Below are 18,146 nucleotides of genomic sequence, written 5' to 3' on the forward strand. Positions count from 1 at the left end.
GCACCAGAAACCAAGGAAAGATATCAGGTTTCATTAGGTTTCTCAGAAACGTAGAAACTAGCAATAATGGCAATCGTTAGCCACCAGAGAGTGCTAATTTGAGGGCGATACCAGACTGTATCCACCAAACCATGGGCTAAAGTACCAGACATTGCAGCGATCGCAGCTATTAACCAAAATCCGTTTTGGTTGCCTAAATCCCTCAAACGCTTTAATTGCCTCACTCCCTGATTCAAAGTGACTATCATTAGCCAGAGAAAACACAAAAAGCCGACCAAGCCAGTTTCTACCAGAATTTCCAAGAAGACGGAATAGGCACTCAAAGCCGTATAACGAGGTTGTTGGTAGAGGGGATAGATTTTGTTGAAGGCATTATTTCCTGGCCCAATGCCAATAACGGGGCGATCGCGAATCATCTCCAAAACCGCTGACCAGACATTGAGGCGGAAATTGTTACTGCTATCTTCGCGTCCCACAAAAATACTGGCAACACGCAGACGCAGAGGTTCTACAAAGGCAACTGCCAACAGAACGACAAGGGTACAACTCCCCAGTAACGCTGGCATTGCCCAGGGACGCCATGCAGGCGGTAGCTTAGTAATATACCAGTAAACTAGCAGTACCAAGAAAACAAACATACAGATCAAAAAGCCAATCCAGCCACCACGACTGTAGGTAAGCACTAGACAAGCAGAATTCACCACAAACATGGTCACTGCCAGTGCTTTGGGCAATAAACGCTGCCACACAAAGACTGCTGCTAAACTCAAAGCAACTGCTGGGATCAAATAGGCCGCCAGCAAATTGGGGTTACCTAAATAGCTGTAGACTCGTGTCAGACCCACAGAATCTGAAGTAGGGTCAACCCAAGTCGCCAGGGCCTCTGCACCAAAAAACCACTGTCGTATTCCATAAACGCTGACAATCAGCGAAATATGTAGAAACAGACCAATAACCCAGGAACGAAGGCGACTAGAACGCAATATTCTTGCCATGAGGGCAAATAGCAGCAAGTAAAGTGTGAGCTTTACTAGACCTGTACGCGCTGCTGCCTTTACTGGAGAAAGAGCTGTTGCCACAGTAGCAATGCTCCAGTAAAGTAAGACCAAAAGATGAATTGGTGTTACCTGGGGTTGTTCTCTCTCGTCTGAGAGGGTTAGTAGTATCCAAAAGCCAGCACAGGCAATTAATAAGACACCGATCAGGGCTGTCGAAACAAAGGGGGCTAGAGCCAATAATATAGCGAGTAACAAAGCTCCCATCGGTTCCGCCCAATGCAAGAGCCAACTACCCTGACGCCAAGATTGCAGTAGGCCCACCAGTCGATACAAATAACTACTGCCTCGCCACCGATAAATAGGCAAGTTCGACAGGGTAAACTGTTGCCAAACTGAATTCATAAATTAACAACTAGAAGCTGCGGAATATGGTACTTAAAGATGCAGAAGTTAACTACTCTACTCAAAGGGAGATCTTCTTAGCCTTAGTATGAGCAGGTAGTGATTCCCGCCAAGTTTTGTCCAGAAAAAACGATACTTCTCGGTAATCTTTGCTCACTCTTGTTGATCCTCCTCTGCCTGAGGAAGACTGACTACGTAACGATACCCTAATGCTGACGAACCTTGAACAGCAACATGCCCTCCCTGGAGTTCTGCTAAATGGCAGCTAAGTAATAGCCCCAGAATTTCTAGGGAGTCGTTTTTCTTTTGCGTGTTGCTTAGCTCAGAGGTCATAGTAAAAGTTGTCCAAAGAGATGAGCTAGAAAGTATCTGATAGTTTCGCGTTGGGTAAGAGCGAGAATTCGGTTCGCTGTTTTTAGCCTTACTTGTATCCTTAGGGGTTAAAGCAGAAACAGCAGTGGTTTTTGATGGTGATGTTACTAAGAACGACTCAACCAATTCTCCATACCTCTTAGGTAAACCCTCTCCTAACCAGGGGTGAGAAACCCAAACGGCAATTTGTAGAGACATTGTAGAAAAAGTTTCTCCATCATTTTTGCGAGAGACATGGATGCGAATCTCACTATCTGGCTCAGCAGAGTTAATCAGACTAAATACCAAGTAATAGAGTAGTTGTCGTACCTTGTCTTTATCCAGTGGCCAAATTCGATTTCCAGGCGCTACTGATAAACGCATTTTTTGCCGTAGCTGCCGCGCCATCTCTGATAGGCTATTAATCACCTTTTGGCAGAGCATTTCGAGATCTACGGCAATTAGATCGAGTTTATCGGTGGTTTCATCTAAAAGACTAAGGGTAACAATTTCCTCAACCAGCGATACCAAATGCTGACCACTGTCATAAATAATCTTGAGATATTCCTGTTGTTTTTCGGTTAGAGGACCATATATTTGCCGACTAAGTACACTCGACATCCCCATAACAGAAGTTAGCGGTGTCCGCATTTGCTGAGTTAGCTGAGTGAGCAATTTGACTTTAATCGAGTTAGTAGAAGATAAAATTCCCGAACCATCTGTCAAGACATCTTTACTAGCCGTAGAGTCAGCCTTCAACTCTATAGAATACTCAGTGGTACTTGTCGATTCAGGAAGCAAGTCCACCGAGTCAGCGAGTTTTTCTTTTAAAAGCAGGTTCCGCTCAAATTCACTCAGACTCCAACGAGCAGTAATTGCCAAAAAATCAAGATCTCTGGTGGTAAAGCAACGAGGCACCAAATCCATGACAGCCAGCGCCCCTAGGCATTGTCCATCTGCAGTTAGTAGCGGTGCACCCAAATAAGCACGAATACCGTAGTATCCCACCAGCAGGCTACTAGCAAACACAGGGTTAGTTGCCGTGTCGGAAATCGCCAGAATCTTCTGAGCGTCTACCACGTAGGTGCAAAAGCTTTCCTGGCGTGGCAACCGACGGGACTTTGCCAGCTGATTCATTAATCCGAATGTAGATAAACCTACTGCTGATTTGATTTGTAGCTGCTCTTTGGTCATGAAACCTAGGATGCAGATGGGTGCATCCAAAAAGCGGGTGGCTGTCTGAGTTGCTTCTTCAAAAACCCCTACCGTCTCGACTGTGAGTAATCCTAGCTTCCTCAAAGCGGAAAGCCGTTTTTGTTCTCTTTCTGCTGGTGTCAGACCATCAATACAGCAAAAAAGTCTGGTTTCCGGCTCTGCCATAAAAACTTCAAAAGCGTATAAAAACTGCTTTCCTGAGTTCGATGTAAGAATCTGGATAAGCAAAAAAGCTGGGATGCACGCCCAAGATAGTTGTGACAGCTTAAGTTTTCGATCCTTACTCTGAACTCAGGTTATCTGTATCACCAATTTTATGGCTAGTGAAGTATTAGCTGCCATAGTCAACCAACAAGAGAGTTTTATTCTTGATTGTCGCTAGACCAAGCCGGGTGAGAGAGCAAAGAGGAAATTAGTCTTACGCCTCGTAGCTGATTGGAAAGAGGCAGATGACCTAAGGGGGCACTGAGATCCCAAATAAACTCATTAGGATATCTCGTCCAGCTATTTCCCTTCTTCCAGCCAATTTTTGGCCAAAGCTTTTCCCAGTTTTTGCCTAAAGAGAGCCATAACTCTCGCTGTACCGAGAATCCAAATTTGCCTTGAGAATGAATGAACCAGAGGTTATTGATAGTTTGTAAATCAGCAATGGGAAAGTTATCTACTTCAGAAAAATACGGCCATTTTCTCTGCACTGCTGAGGATCCCGCTATTTCACAAAGTTTTTCTCTGGTTAGACAGTCGGCTGCAAAAAATTCTTGGTGGAGGAGAAGTTGTTGTAGTTTTACATAGTCAATATTCCTCTCAGAAATCAGAGGCACAATACCCGTGGGAAATTTGCTTTTAAGGAATTCTTGGATTGGGGGTGCCTCGACCTGCGAGAGGACTTGGTAGACAAAACCAGTGACGAGGCTAGGAGGACTTGAGAGTTGCTCCTGTAAAAATTCCATCAAAAATTCTCTTCCAGAATCGCCCGTGTTGACGAGTTCCGGAATTAGCTGGAGTTGTTTTTTTTCCGAACTGGACTGGAACTGGCGCATCAGTTCGGAAATCTTGGTAGACGATTCTGGTACTGAGGCAGTTGTTTGATCTGTCATGAAGCAGCTTGTTTGAGGTTGCGGCAACTTAATTAATTTTGGGGGTCAAAGGCTGGAAGTTGGCAAGTTGAAAGTCAAAGTTCTTCAAGTCGGCAGAGAAATCTAGCTTATCTGGCATAATTTTTTGTACTGAGTGATCACTTACTTATTCAGACTCATCTAAATTATCTGCAAAAAAGCTTAACTTGACCGCTGAATATTCAAGTATCTGGTAACTTTCGGAGCAGAAGCACTGCTGATGCTCATTTCGACTCAACAAAACTTTATCTACATCTATGTACGAAAAAATCACCCCTCCGGATACTGGCTCACGGGTAACCTTCCAAGAAGGTGAACCTCTCGTTCCTGACAACCCGATTATTCCCTTCATTCGCGGAGACGGAACTGGTGTTGACATCTGGCCTGCTGCCCAGAAGGTGATTGATGCTGCCGTTGAGAGTGCTTATGGTAACCAGCGTAAAATTAGCTGGTTTAAAATTTATGCCGGCGATGAAGCTTGCGAGAAGTACGGCACTTACCAATATTTACCGCAAGACACCCTGGAAGCAATCAAAGAGTATGGCATTGCGATTAAAGGCCCTTTAACCACGCCCGTAGGTGGTGGTATTCGCTCTCTCAATGTTGCCCTACGGCAAATTAATGACCTCTACGCCTGTGTGCGTCCCTGCACATACTATCAAGGCACTCCTTCTCCCCACAAACATCCCGAAAAACTGGATGTAATTATCTACCGGGAGAATACAGAGGACATTTACCTAGGAATTGAGTGGCCCGAAGGTAGTGAAATTGGCAATAAACTGATCGCGCTACTGAATCAGGAATTAATCCCAGCTACGCCAGAACACGGCAAAAAGCAGATTCGTCTAGATTCCGGTATTGGTATCAAGCCAATCAGTAAAACTGGCTCTCAGCGTCTGGTGCGCCGTGCTATGCAGCATGCTCTGCGTTTACCAAAGGCCAAGCAGCAGGTTACCTTGGTGCACAAGGGCAATATTATGAAGTATACAGAAGGAGCCTTCCGGGATTGGGGCTATGAGCTAGCAACTACAGAGTTTCGGGCACAGTGTGTCACAGAACGGGAATCCTGGATTCTCAGCAATAAAGAGGAAAATCCTCAGATTTCTTTAGAAGAGAATGCCCGCAAGATTGAACCAGGTTATGATGCCCTAACACCAGAAAAACGCGCTGAAATCACTACGGAAGTTGACAGTGTGCTGGCTGCTATTTGGGACAGCCATGGTAACGGACAGTGGCAAGAGAAAGTGATGGTTAATGACCGGATTGCTGATAGCATTTTTCAACAAATCCAGACACGACCAGATGAATATTCTATTCTCGCCACGATGAATCTCAATGGAGATTATCTCTCTGACGCCGCAGCTGCTCTGGTTGGTGGTTTAGGTATGGGGCCAGGAGCAAATATTGGCGATACTTGTGCGATTTTCGAGGCAACCCACGGCACAGCACCAAAACACGCAGGTTTAGACCGAATTAACCCTGGCTCAGTTATTCTCTCTGCAGTGATGATGCTGGAATATATGGGTTGGCAGGAAGCTGCTGATTTAATTAAGCAGGGAATTGGGGGAGCGATCGCTAATCGGGAAGTTACCTACGACTTAGCCCGAATGATGAGTCCACCTGTTGAGCTACCTTTAAAGTGTTCTGAGTTTGCCCAGGCAATCATCAAGCATTTTCAGAGTACCAAGCAAGAAGCTCTTTCCTCAAAGACTTAATCATCAGCGATTCTGTCCACTTAGATTACTAGTATCTTGAACTGGTGTCGGGTAGACAGAAGGTTGCCCTAGCTCAATTGGCTTTAGCCCTGGATTGCCTAGCGTGGAGTTAGCTGCGGGGTTAGTAAATCCATTAGTCTGAGCAGGAGAGACAGGAGATAAGCGCCCAAATTTGGCGCTTCCTCTCGTTACTCCTGGCTTCACTGGTAGGTTACCTGACGTGCCATCTGAATACCCAGAGGAGTTGAGGGGTGCTGAGGGGGTTCTGGGAGGAACCATATAGCCCCTTACTCTAGGTATCGTTGCAGCAGGAGCAGTAATCTCTCCTGTCTCAGGGTTGTGTAACACTGAACTTCCTACCTTCCTCAACGGTTGAGTTAAGGGAACCTCGCTAGAGGGGCTGGTGGCTGTAACTCCCTGGGAGACGTTGGGCAATTGAGGGGTTGGTACTTTGCCCTGGTTAATGCCGAATTCTTGATTGACAGGCGTTTGCCCTGAGAGGGAATTGACCCTTGTCGTCTCACTTAGGGCTTTTTCTAAAGGACTGATGGATAATCTATCTTGATTAAGGTTAGGAGAATCGAGGGAACTTAAGCTGGAATCAAAGCTTGAGCTGGTTTTTGTTGTAGAGGAAAGCTCTTTAGTGCCGGAAATAGAGTTGGTAAACATGCTATTTCCCGATAGAGGAGCAATATTTGATAAAAATCCTGGTGCGGACGTAACCCCAGAATTATCTGCTTTTGAGTTTTGTGGAGCAGTTAAAGTTAGACCTGAAGAATTTAATTCTGGGCTTGAATCAAGCTTCAGTTCCTGCTGAGTCAGTTGAGAAAAGTACCCCTGGGAATTTTGGCTCTCAGATTTGTTAGTTAGTGCTTTCGGAGTTAACGGATTGAGGGCCTCAACTTCTGAGAGCAATACTCCTGAATTATCGATATCAACTAACCTAGCAGCAAGTTCTTCTGAAGAGAGTTTGGGAGTCTCAGTAGAATTATCTAAGTCTCCAACTAGATAAGACCTTATAGTACTTAACCACCCTGGATCCTTCCCAGTCTGCCAGACTAAAAGTGGTAATAGCAAGAGTCCGATAGCTGATGCCCAAAACGCTGTCTGCCCCAAAGGCCGTAGTCGAGCTTTGAGATAGCGGAGTTTGGCAGGAAGTAAATTAGGAGGAGACATGGTGTGGGTATACCTCTTTTGACTTTGCCGCTAAATTCAGGAATTTGGCAAAACTAACACTAGCTTTTGCCCTTGTTAGTTTTTCAGTATTTTTCTTAGCGTTACATAGTTGCGCAATGATTGGCAATTTTCGGCGATTCCTGTCCCCTTTGTCCTCCTCGTCTCCCGATTGTGCAAGGCCTTTTTCCCTCGCTATCGAGTTACTTTAAATAACAAAAATATTCCCGATCCTAAGCCTACAAGATTTGGCAACCAAGCTGCTACTATCGGAGGCACGGAGCTAGTCAATCCTAGAGCATCACCAACAGCCGTAAAAAAGTAATAACCAAAAATCATCACTACACTAATACCAAAACCAGTGGCTCTACTAGTGCGCTGGGGTCGATTGCCTAAAGTACTACCTACTAAGCCAAAAATTAAGCAAGCGAAAGGTAAAGCTATTTTTTGTTGAATGCGGATTCTCAACTTAAGAACTTTCTGGTCGTCACCGCTATCGCGCTCAATCTCTAGACGCTCAATAGATTGAGCAATATTCATCTCATTGTAATCCCGCTTGTCATTTGCCAGGTCTAAAGGAGTGCGAGGCAGTTGTAGTTTTTGATGTTGAAATCGCAAGATTGTACGGTAGGAGGCATCGGCAGAAATTTCATAGATTGTGCCGTCGAATAATTCCCAGGTGTTTTCAATCGGATTCCACTGTCCCGCTTGTGCAGTGACAACTTGGTTAAGCTGATTCTGGGATCTGTCCAAGATGGTTAAGCCTTTCATTTGCTGACCATCAAATCTTTCTGCATAGAAGAGGCGCTTGAGAACCTTTTCCTTACTGCCGTCAGGTCGCTCGACCTTACCATACTCTTGATATAAGATATTGCGATCGCGAAATAAAGGCTGTTCCTTATTGAGCGCTTTATCTAGGGTCACTTTAGCCTGATAGTTAGCCGCTGGCACGACATACTCATTAAAGCCGAAGGTTATACAGGTAATGATGAGACTTAGCAAAATTGCCGGTAGCACGATGCGATAGACGCTAACTCCACAGCTACGCAGTGCTACCAACTCACTATCACTTGAGAAACGGCTGTAAGTCAGTAAGGTGGACAGTAACACTGACGTAGGAAAGGCATAAGCCATGTACTGGGGAAGGCTCAAAAGTAGCACCTGCAAGACTAGGGAAATCGGCAGTCCTACTTCTACCGCCGTGCGCATAATCTCAAATAAGCTCCCGATTGCTACCCCGATGCTAGAAAACAATCCAATGCCAAACAGAAATGGTGGGATAAGTTCGCTGGCAATATATCGATCCATCACCGATATACCAGGAACAACTGAAATGAAAGACTTAGATTTACCGAATGTCATTCGTTAAGTTGAGGCTTGGAGATTGTAGGGGTAATCGCAGCTCACCAGTTGCAGGTAAGTTAAAGGTTTTGCAGACAACCTTCAATTTAACCGTAAATCCTTTGTTGCTGTTACTGCTGAAACTCATCTCCTAGGTAGTACTGCCGCACCAAGGGATTACTATAAAGTTCTTCGGCACTGCCGGAAGCTAAAATTTGCCCGTCTCGCATAATGTAAGCTCGGTCAGTAATTGCCAAGGTTTCTCTAACATTGTGGTCGGTAATTAAAACTCCCATTTGACGATGATCACGCCATCCACCAATAATTTTCTGAATTTCTGATACGGCAATGGGATCAACACCAGCGAAGGGCTCATCTAAAAGCAAAAATTTCGGTCCTTCTGGGCCAGCGGCTAAGGATCTTGCCAGTTCCGTGCGACGGCGTTCTCCTCCAGACAATTGATTGCCCCGAGATTGTGCAACTTTTTCTAAACGAAACTCTTGCAGTAAGCTACTGAGGCGCAATCTCCATTCACGCCGAGGCACGCCCGTTTGCTCCAGTACCAACTTAATATTGTCGATCACACTGAGGTGGCGAAAGATACTGGCTTCTTGAGGTAAGTAGCCAATTCCGATGGAAGCTCGTCGGTTGATTGGCAAAGCTGTTATGTCCAGATCATCGAGCCAAACCTTACCATAGTTAGGTTTTTCTAAACCCGTCGCGATGTAAAAGGTTGTAGTCTTACCAGCGCCATTGGGTCCGAGTAGTCCCACTACTTCCCCTTGCGCCACTGAAAGATTGACGCGATTGACAATTACCCTTTTGCCGTAAGACTTATGAATATTTTCTAGTAGGATTTTTTTCAACAATAATACCTCTAATGTGCTCCGAGCTATCCCCTGTAGCCTAAAAGGGGTATTGGGGACAGGGGCAATAATTTAGGCACTATTATTCATTCCTATTCATTCCTCATGGAAAAAGGTAGGTTTGGCAGATCTAAGGAGTAGGGACAGCTGGTGCTATAGGTGTTGGGGTAGGTTCTTGGTCAGAGACAATATAAATAGATTCTACCTGTTGCTCTTCTTTGGGTAACGCGACAAAGCGACCTTCGTCGATTAAATAAGTAATCGTTTCACCCCTAAGGCTGTTGCCTTCCTGCAAGACGTAGACGTTGCCCGTAAGAACGATGCGGGCTTCGCGGCTGAAGTATTGGGCTTGGGCAGCAGTTGCCTGAATTTGTCGGGCTGGGTAGTTAATTTGTACATTACCGCGAGCGGTTACTACTCCAGTCTCTGAGTTGGCTTCTTGAACATCGGAACGAAGAGTTATGGCACGCCCATTATCGGCCTGTGCTGGGGCGGTTTGTGCCTGAGCAGTGTTGAGGTAAATTGGAGTAGCGATCGCTCCCACCAAGGTCACTGGAAGCATTAACGCTAAACTTAGGCGCTGCCTCAACTTGAGATTATTAGGTTGAAAGGAGGGCTTCATGGGTTGTGTTGGTGAGAGACGACAAAGACGGTGATGCTGTGCTTAGTGTACAAAAATCGAGTGCCAAAGCCCACGCCTTTTGTTTGGTAGTTTTACAGAAGTCTGCTTCTTGGGGAGATTGTTTGTATATAAATTAAATTGACGAACAGGTTCCGCCACAAGTTCCTCTCTAAACATCCTGAAGCGCTCCCGTATCTAACAAAACTACAGGAGTGGTTAAGAGATGGTTAAAAATGTCAAGGTGATAGGGAAGTTACTGGGCAAATATCAAAACTGTTGCTGGGAAGACCAATTCCCCAAAAAAAATTGAGGAGCAATCATTATCAAACCGTATTTAATACCAGCTTGATTTTTGGCAAGCAGCTAACAGCTTCACTATTTACTGGATCAGCAACTTGAGTTTCAGTATTTTCTAGCTGGTTAACAAAATCTGCTATTTGCTCTGGCCCTATCTTTTGCAGTGCCTGTAGCATTTTCATGCTTTGACCTAGTAAACCGGTAACATCAATACCTTCATAGGTTGGTTGGTATTCGCTAAGACGCCTGATGCCTTCTCCTAGCAAAACCACCGTACCACGCCAATTGAGATTACCTAGGTGGTAGCAGGCGACAGAAATTTGCAAAATACCCTGGTAAAATTTCCTATTTGGCTCCAAAGCTTCGATCCACAAAGCCTCAAGGGTGTCGTGACAAGCATAGAAATCTTGCTGATTGAATTGCTCGACACCCTTTAAAAATTCTTCAGGTGGCAGAATCTGCGTCATGCCATGCTGTCTCGTACCGCTTTGATTTCTTCGATCGCAATTTCCTGCTTGTCTCCGGCAAACTCGTTATCCGGCGTTAGGAACAACATGCAGTGGCATTCTTTGCGCTCACGCATCGGTACACAAGGACAGTTCCAATAGGTGGCTTTTACTTCCGCTTCTTTGTCTTCGTAGTGACGGCAAGGACATAAAGGAGAACCAAGTTCTTCTTTGTTTCTGGCAAGTCCTTCGATTACCACCGCAGTCACGGAAGGATCAACACAAAAGTATGTATCGGTTCTTTGAGCATATCTTTCTGCGAAATTTTTCATTGCTTGCAGCTTCTTATCAGCCGATTGATCCGCAGATTTTGTTTGGCTATCAGCTGCTTGTGATGAGCTCATATTCATCTAATAAAACTAAATACGTCAAGATTTTTTTTTAATTGTATCTCATAATGAACATTCCATTGGAAATGTAACGTTTACCAAAGCTGAAAAGCAGCCCCTCATAACTAACAGATACTCTTTTGATTAAGAGTTTTCTTGACTTGACTTTAGTGTTTTATTGATTGTTGTAGCTGGTGCTGTAATGGTTGTCCATTATCGATGACAATGCCTGATGAACTAGGTGGTAATGGCTTTTCTGGTTGCCTCTCTGACAGGCCTGACGACCAAGTAACCCAGCGACTACCTACTGGTAGAGAGTTAATACTAATCAGATTTTGAGTTAACCAGATTAAAGGAAAGTTTAGAGGAATATCAGCACTAGCTTCTTCACCAACATTAGTCTCAGCAAGTGTTTCTAAAACAACTTGGTTGCGATGTAACAAACCAGTTCTAGGTGTCCAGAGTTTGACACTCAAATTAGACCGCACAGCATAGAAGTAGATTGAAGCCGCTGCAATCACGGCTGCCTCAAAGTTTTCTAAATCCCAACTAGCAGAGCTATCTAGACAGATGATAATCTCTTGAGACCCTGTAAACATTTCTAGTTCGCGCACCATCAGCTCCCCATAGCGAGCACTAGTACGCCAATGGATCAGACGGGTGGAGTCTCCTACCCGATAAGGTCTTAGTGCTTTGGTAAGGTCTTGTGTTGCTGACTGAGAAAGGCGAGTACTAGCCAATTCAACGCTATCTTCTGTCCCGATTTTGTCTACGAGAGGACAACTGGTGAGAGGTAAAACAGTCGGGTAAACAGTCGCCTTGGCTGGAACACTCCAACTGCGATGGCACCAAAACAGTCCCAAAGGTGCTGCTGTCCTTAACTGCACTTCGTGCCAGCGATAGATACCTCTTTGTTGAACCGGATGATGGTAAACCCACTGATAAATGCTTTGGGGGGCAATTATTTCTATCGGTTTCTGTCTAGTCTCCCCTAGCTGTGATTGTAGAATGTCTTCAACCTGCAATAGGGTTTTGGGCTTGAGGGTCTGATTTTTGATTTCTATTTCAATTGTTAGTTGGTCACCAGCACTCACAGGAGAAATTGGACGTCTGCTGATCTGTATTTGCCGCAGGGATCGCGCGGGGAGTAAGGCGGCAAGGATCAATAGAGCAAAAATAATGCCACTGATGACATAAAGCCACCCTGCCATGGTGTTGGTAGCTGCGCCAAAAAAACAAACGGCAATGCCTCCCAGCAGCCAAGCAGCGTAGGCGGGACTTAGCCAGTGAGTTTCTAACCAGTCGGCAAGACGATTGCCAATTTTCATTGGATTATGTCCACTTATTGCCACCAATTGTGACAATTGGTAGCATCTTTAATCACACTACCTATCAGCAAAAAGGCTCAAGCATTAATGCTTAAGCCTTTTTAAGTTAGTAAAACCTAGTATCCCATCCCTGAACACACTCATCAAGCCAGCTATACATGGCTGACTAACTAGGAGTTAGTCAAACAGTGAACTAGCTAGCTCTTAGGTAGGAGCGAGCAATGGGTTGAGTTTGAAAGCTTAGTAGCGACCTCTAGAGAAATTGTTTCCTCTACCACCACCACCTCTTTCTTCACGAGGTTTTGCCTTGTTAACTTTCAAGTCGCGGCCCATCCACTCTGCACCGTCAAGTGCTTCGATAGCAGCCGCTTCTTCAGCTTCAGTACCCATTTCTACAAAACCGAAGCCGCGCAACCGGCCAGTTTCGCGGTCAGTGGGAAGCTGAACCCGCTTGACAGAACCATATTCTGCGAAAACATCGCTAAGGTCCTGCTGTGTGACCTCGTAGGATAAGTTGCCTACATAGATTGACATAGATCTTCTCCAAAAATCATAGGTTTGTAGAGATTGATTTCGGAGAGAAGCCTGTCAAGACGAAAAGGAAAACGCCTATCAATACTAGAAACAAACACTGCAACCGAATCTATTCTCGCTCATCATGCTAACACATACAAAAGATTCCGGTAAGGGTTCAAGAAAACAATCTTAACTGCGGCAAGTTTATCGGGCTGGAATCCAGGCAGGATAAGACTTATTTCAGTATTCATCGCGGCAAGTTTTAGCTGTCCGATTTATTCACTTCTCTATTAATTAAAGGAAGCTGGATTTGGCAAGGTCACCAGTTAGAAAAAGTAAACCCAAAACTGGCGATCGCTTTTATAATTCACAGCTTGGCAAAATAGCCTAGTCTTTTTAATAAATTTTTACAAAAATCAACAATATGGTCAGAGCTTTGATGACTCAAATTCAGCAAGTGGGAACCAGCTTGCTCAGGAATCTCACTTTAACTAAAGCACCCTCAAGGGTACTGTTTTCTTTAAGTCCAGTCGCGATCATAAAAACATGTCGATTTAACCATGCATCACCTAAAAAAATAAATTGAGTATGGCAAAATTCCGCATTTTTCTTACGTAATTAAACTGAAGTGTCTTGTATAAATACACATAAATCTCGTGTAGATGAGGAGTAACCATTAACAAAAATGACAGACAGCAACAAATCTTGTGCGAATTCCTTTAGAAGAAATCAAGCTCGTGAGATTCGTCTCTCTGCGGCCGAGTTAGCATTTCAAAGAGAGCATCCTGAACATATCCCTAATGGGGAAGAATACCGCTATCGACATGGCAAAGACTCAGAAAAATCCGGTAGCAGTTTTATTGCCAATTTCACTAAAGGTTTACCCCATGACCAGTATGGATTGGCGGAACCCAAAGCCTATCGAGCTTTTGTCCGTGCCATCAACTCTGGTGATCCGAGAGATTTTGAGTCAGTTCCCCACGGGCCAGGTGTAGATCCAGAAACAAAGCAACTACGCTGGTATCTCCAAGAGACGAAAGATGCTAAAGGCAACACTCCCGGCATTCGTCAGTGGGAAAGTCCTACTGCTGGGTTAGCTTTTGATTTAGAGGGTCCCGATGCTCAATCTGTGACCATGCCCCCCGCACCAAAACTCGATAGCGATGAGTTAATAGCGGAAATGGCAGAAATTTACTGGATGGCTCTACTACGGGATGTTCCTTTTTGTGAATTTGAAAGCAGTGACGTAGTAAAAAAGGCGATCGCTTCTCTTAATAAGTTTCCCTGGTTTGCCCCCAAAATTTCCATTAGCTGCGAAGACAACGAGCAAATTCACCAACTAATCACTTGTCTGAATCAATTACCCTGGTTTGATCCCAATACCAACATTAATCCCAAAGAGCTAAACACGCTGGGTAAGCGCAAAAGGGGCGAAGTAACTTTGGGCAACTTGTTTCGCGGGATTACCCAAGGTGATAGCGTTGGACCTTATATCTCCCAATTCTTGCTAATTGGTAACAAAAGCTTAGGCTTCAAGTCGGAAAAGAAAGGTTTCGATGATATCCAAGCCGGGAAAATTAAGTACGGCGCGATCACCATTGATCAGCGTATACGGTCAGCCAAGCCAGGATTAGACTATGTTACAGATTGGCTAAGCTGGTTGGATGTCCAAAACGGAATTAACGTTAAAGGTAAAGACGATTTTATAGAAAAGCCAAGGTTCCTGAGCACGCCCCGCGATTTGGCAACCTACGTTCACTTCGATGCTCTTTACCAAGCTTATCTCAATGCCTGTCTAATCATGCTCGGCCTGGGAGTACCCAAAGACCCTGGACTGCCGTTTACTGATGCCACAACTCAAGAAGGTTTCGCCCATTTCGGCGATCCTCACATCTTGACACTAGTTACAGAAGTGGCTACTCGTGCGCTCAAAGCAGTACGTTTCCAAAAATTTAACACTCACCGCCGCTTAAGACCGGAAGCAACTGGAGGACTATATCACCTCTACGACTGTGGCATCCGGGACAATGGCGTGGCTGTCATGGAAAAATTTGCCGAACAGTTTAACCAAGCTGGCACCTTGGTGGAAAAAATCCGAGAAAGGAATTACCAGCAAAACGGAGGTAAAAAACTAACTTCGCCTCGGTTTAATGGCAACCACAATCTTTTGAAACCCGATTCTCTGCTGCTACCAATGGCTTTTCCTGAGGGCTCACCGATGCACCCAGCCTATGGTGCAGGTCATGCAACTGTAGCAGGTGCTTGTGTAACCATACTCAAAGCCTTTTTTGACCATGGTTACCAACTTCCCTTGTACGATGATCAAGGAAATCCCTGCGCTTATGTGGCTACTGCTGATGGCAAACAACTAAAAGGCGTACCTTTGGATGCTCCTCTTACTGTTGAGGGTGAACTCAACAAGCTGGCTTCCAACATTGCCATTGGTCGCAACATGGCTGGAGTGCATTATTTCACGGACTACATCGAGTCACTCCGTATGGGTGAAAAAATTGCCATTGGCATACTTGAAGAGCAAAAGCTCACCTACGGCGAAAAATTCACCATGACAATTCCTTTGTTTGATGGCAGTTCGATCCGTATTTAGCTAGGCGATGGCAGCAAAGCATCAATGCTTTGCTGCTTGAGAAGTTCTCCACTTAACGTTTCGCCAACTTCTTCGACAGTTTTCGCAAGCGAACTGATTTAGGTGTCACTTCCACCAATTCGTCGGGCCCAATGTATTCCAAAGCGCGCTCTAGACTCATATCCATTGGTGCTTGCAACTGTACTAACTCATCACCCGTAGCGGAACGGTGGTTGGTCAGTTGCTTGGTTTTACAGACATTGAGGTCTATATCTTGAGGGCGGTTATGTTCCCCAAGAATCATGCCCTTGTAAACCTTGGTTCCGGGAGTAATAAAAAAGACACCTCGATCTTCACCGTTTTTCATGGCGTAGAAGGTAGCAACACCCTCCTCAAAGGCAATAATTACACCGTTGCGGCGGGTTTCTACGTCACCTGAAATGGGTCGGTAGTCGAGGAAACTGTGGTTCATGATGCCATCACCCCGCGTCAGGCGCAGGAAGTCACCCCGGAAACCTACTAAGCCACGGGCAGGAATGACAAACTCTAGTACAGTACGACCGTTGGTACTAACTTGCATGTCTTGCATTTCTCCCCTCCGCTGACCGAGTCGCTCAATACAGCCACCGACGGCTGCTTCAGGGACATCAAGTACTAAGCATTCAAAAGGTTCGCACGGCTGACCGTTGACTTCACGATAGATTACTTGTGGCTGGGAAACCTGAAACTCATAACCTTCACGGCGCATGGTTTCGATCAGGATGCCGAGGTGCAGTTCTCCACGACCAGAGACGAGGAATTTGTCGGGAGAGTCGGCTTCTTCCACCCTCAAAGCGACGTTGGTTTCTAGTTCTCGCGTAAAGCGATCGCGTAATTGCCTGGAAGTGACAAAGTCGCCTTCTTGACCAGCAAAGGGTGAGTCGTTCACCGAAAAGGTCATCTGCAAGGTTGGCTCATCTACCTTAATTAAAGGCAAAGCTTGCGGTTCGTTGGGGCAAGTAATTGTCTCGCCGATATTCGCATTGGCAAACCCAGCAACAGCAACAATATTTCCTGCTGAGGCTTCTTCCATGTCAACCCGCTTGAGCCCTTCAAAGCCCATGAGCTTCGAGATTTTTCCCTTGACAATTTCTCCAGTTTCTGTAACTATCGCCGCTTGTTGACCAGATTTGATCAATCCGTTATGGATTCTGCCAATCACAATCCGACCAAGGTAATCGGAATAGTCAAGGGTGGTCACTTGCAGTTGCAAGGGTTTGTTGACATCTCCTACTGGTGGTGGCACATGACGTAGGATCGCTTCAAACAAGGGTTTCATATCGACACCCTCGGCGTCGAGGTCTTCTTTGGCGTAGCCTTCTAAACCGGAGGCGAATAGGTAAGGAAACTCGCACTGGTCGTCATCTGCACCTAGCTCAATAAAAAGGTCTAGAACCTTATCCACGGAAGCATAGGGTTCTGCCTGAGCTCGGTCAATTTTATTGACAACTACAATGGGGCGCAGTCCTTTTTCTAGTGCTTTTTTGAGGACAAACCTAGTTTGGGGCATTGGTCCTTCGTTAGCATCCACAATTAAGATGCAGCCATCAACCATTCCCAACACTCGCTCAACTTCACCGCCAAAGTCAGCGTGACCAGGAGTGTCAACAATGTTAATTAAAGTCTCTTTGTAGTGAACAGCGGTGTTCTTAGAAAGAATTGTAATCCCCCGCTCCCGCTCCAAATCGTTGGAGTCCATGACGCAGTCTGGGATCTCTTCTCCTTCACGGAAAATACCGGATTGTCTGAGTAAGGCATCCACAAGGGTGGTCTTGCCGTGATCGACGTGAGCAATGATAGCAACGTTACGAATCGGGAGGGTCATAGAAACGCCGGGGAATTGACAGCAGATGAGTCATTTTCTGCTATAGATTTCTTGATGATTCTAGCTTACGTTGTGGTGTAAATGCTTCTTCTGTAATTTTGATTGTTGAAACTCCTGTTTTTGAAAGGAATTCAGAGGAAATGTTCGCGATGAACATTGATCAAGATCTACTATTGCTTAATGGTTTCTAACCATAGAGAGCATTAAGCAATAGTTGGACAGTAGCACTCTCTTCCATCCGAGCCAAAATCACGGTGTCAGCAAGGTTAAATTTAGCATCAGCTCGATGTAAGTCATCATCTAGGGCAGTAAGAAAGCCTCTAGCAATTAGGTCATCGCCCACTTGAGCAAACATGATACCCAATTCTTCCTGGTTATCCATTTTGTGGGTTGCCTCTACTAGCAACTTAATTATTGCCATGCGCTCCCCTGGTTCATCATCAAGAATCACGGTGATAATTTCGCCGTTTTCTTTGGTTTTACCTCTCGCTTTACGGCTGAAATAGTCATTTAGTGCTGCCCTTAGAGCCTCTAGCAAATTGATATTTTCCGAAGCATACTGTCCTTGAAAAAGTTCGGCTAATTTATTGCTAGTTTCCGATTCGTACTTCTGTAAAGGAGTAGAAGCAATATAAATTGTGATACCGTCTGGGTCAAACTCCTCACATTTCTTTGCCAAGACAATTACTGATTCCTGAGCTACCAGCCACAGCTTTTCTAGTCCCGGAGGAGCAGGAGAAGTTCTAGAGGCATTTCTTGCCAGAATGATTGTGTAGTCTCGGTTACGTAATAATGTTTCAGACATTTGTCTCCTCTAGTTCCTAAAGTTTTTGCCGGCGGGCGTGGCTATCGGGGCTATTGGAGCGCTGTTAACAATTTGGTTATAACTTGGTACAGTTGCCTGAAAATGGACAAATAAGTCAA

General features: G+C 45.1%; 15 protein-coding genes. 2 read left to right on the plus strand and 13 right to left on the minus strand.

Features of this window, described 5'->3' with window-relative positions; genetic code table 11:
- Positions 1-23: 23 nt before the first annotated feature.
- The 3 genes from ACT7WV_RS18765 to ACT7WV_RS18775 form a co-directional block, all read right to left on the minus strand.
- Positions 24-1,400: an IctB family putative bicarbonate transporter gene (locus tag ACT7WV_RS18765; protein ID WP_445104347.1), complete on the minus strand. Its 1,377-nt coding sequence runs from the start codon at positions 1,398-1,400 to the stop codon at positions 24-26.
- A 153-nt stretch (positions 1,401-1,553) separates the two neighbouring features.
- The gene (locus tag ACT7WV_RS18770; protein ID WP_445104348.1) at positions 1,554-3,131 is read right to left on the minus strand and encodes a GAF domain-containing sensor histidine kinase; all 1,578 of its coding nucleotides are present in this window, start codon (positions 3,129-3,131) and stop codon (positions 1,554-1,556) included.
- A 197-nt stretch (positions 3,132-3,328) separates the two neighbouring features.
- Positions 3,329-4,063, minus strand: a complete 735-nt coding sequence (locus ACT7WV_RS18775) for a GUN4 N-terminal ARM-like repeat domain-containing protein (RefSeq protein WP_445104349.1) — start codon at positions 4,061-4,063, stop codon at positions 3,329-3,331.
- A 275-nt stretch (positions 4,064-4,338) separates the two neighbouring features.
- Between ACT7WV_RS18775 and ACT7WV_RS18780 the strand changes: the two genes are divergently transcribed.
- Complete coding sequence (locus ACT7WV_RS18780; protein ID WP_445104350.1) at positions 4,339-5,796, plus strand: NADP-dependent isocitrate dehydrogenase; 1,458 nt, start codon at positions 4,339-4,341, stop codon at positions 5,794-5,796.
- 3 nt (positions 5,797-5,799) lie between these two features.
- Here ACT7WV_RS18780 and ACT7WV_RS18785 read toward each other — a convergent pair whose 3' ends face one another.
- The 8 genes from ACT7WV_RS18785 to ACT7WV_RS18820 all read right to left on the minus strand — a co-directional run bounded on the left by ACT7WV_RS18785 (position 5,800) and on the right by ACT7WV_RS18820 (position 12,792).
- Entirely contained in the window at positions 5,800-6,972 is a 1,173-nt protein-coding gene (locus ACT7WV_RS18785; protein WP_445104351.1) for a hypothetical protein, read from the minus strand.
- 192 nt (positions 6,973-7,164) lie between these two features.
- Positions 7,165-8,277 (minus strand): LptF/LptG family permease, encoded by a 1,113-nt coding sequence (locus ACT7WV_RS18790; RefSeq protein ID WP_445104352.1) that lies wholly within the window; start codon positions 8,275-8,277, stop codon positions 7,165-7,167.
- A 164-nt stretch (positions 8,278-8,441) separates the two neighbouring features.
- Complete coding sequence (gene lptB, locus ACT7WV_RS18795) at positions 8,442-9,179, minus strand: LPS export ABC transporter ATP-binding protein (protein WP_463424185.1); 738 nt, start codon at positions 9,177-9,179, stop codon at positions 8,442-8,444.
- Positions 9,180-9,306: 127 nt separating this feature from the next.
- Positions 9,307-9,798 carry an LptA/OstA family protein gene (locus ACT7WV_RS18800; protein WP_445104354.1) on the minus strand — a complete coding sequence of 164 codons (492 nt, stop codon included), beginning with the start codon at positions 9,796-9,798 and terminating at the stop codon, positions 9,307-9,309.
- 323 nt (positions 9,799-10,121) lie between these two features.
- A complete protein-coding gene (locus ACT7WV_RS18805; RefSeq protein ID WP_445104355.1) occupies positions 10,122-10,562 on the minus strand; it encodes a DUF309 domain-containing protein in 441 nt (146 codons plus the stop codon).
- On the minus strand, positions 10,559-10,945 hold the full coding sequence (locus tag ACT7WV_RS18810) for a ferredoxin-thioredoxin reductase catalytic domain-containing protein (RefSeq protein ID WP_445104356.1): 387 nt from the start codon (positions 10,943-10,945) through the stop codon (positions 10,559-10,561). Before ACT7WV_RS18810 ends, ACT7WV_RS18805 begins: the two co-directional genes overlap by 4 nt.
- Before the next feature lie 152 nt (positions 10,946-11,097).
- Positions 11,098-12,258 carry a DUF58 domain-containing protein gene (locus tag ACT7WV_RS18815; protein ID WP_445104357.1) on the minus strand — a complete coding sequence of 387 codons (1,161 nt, stop codon included), beginning with the start codon at positions 12,256-12,258 and terminating at the stop codon, positions 11,098-11,100.
- Between the two features lie 240 nt (positions 12,259-12,498).
- Positions 12,499-12,792 (minus strand): RNA recognition motif domain-containing protein, encoded by a 294-nt coding sequence (locus tag ACT7WV_RS18820; protein ID WP_445104358.1) that lies wholly within the window; start codon positions 12,790-12,792, stop codon positions 12,499-12,501.
- 667 nt (positions 12,793-13,459) lie between these two features.
- On the opposite strand from ACT7WV_RS18820, the gene ACT7WV_RS18825 reads away from it, so the two are divergent.
- Positions 13,460-15,379 (plus strand): vanadium-dependent haloperoxidase, encoded by a 1,920-nt coding sequence (locus tag ACT7WV_RS18825; RefSeq protein ID WP_445104359.1) that lies wholly within the window; start codon positions 13,460-13,462, stop codon positions 15,377-15,379.
- Positions 15,380-15,431: 52 nt separating this feature from the next.
- Here the strand turns inward: ACT7WV_RS18825 and typA are convergent, their stop codons facing one another.
- Complete coding sequence (typA, locus tag ACT7WV_RS18830) at positions 15,432-17,222, minus strand: translational GTPase TypA (RefSeq protein ID WP_445104360.1); 1,791 nt, start codon at positions 17,220-17,222, stop codon at positions 15,432-15,434.
- 187 nt (positions 17,223-17,409) lie between these two features.
- The gene (locus ACT7WV_RS18835; RefSeq protein WP_445104361.1) at positions 17,410-18,027 is read right to left on the minus strand and encodes a vWA domain-containing protein; all 618 of its coding nucleotides are present in this window, start codon (positions 18,025-18,027) and stop codon (positions 17,410-17,412) included.
- Positions 18,028-18,146: the final 119 nt, after the last annotated feature.

It is taken from the genome of Symploca atlantica LB2515, from assembly GCF_052546295.1.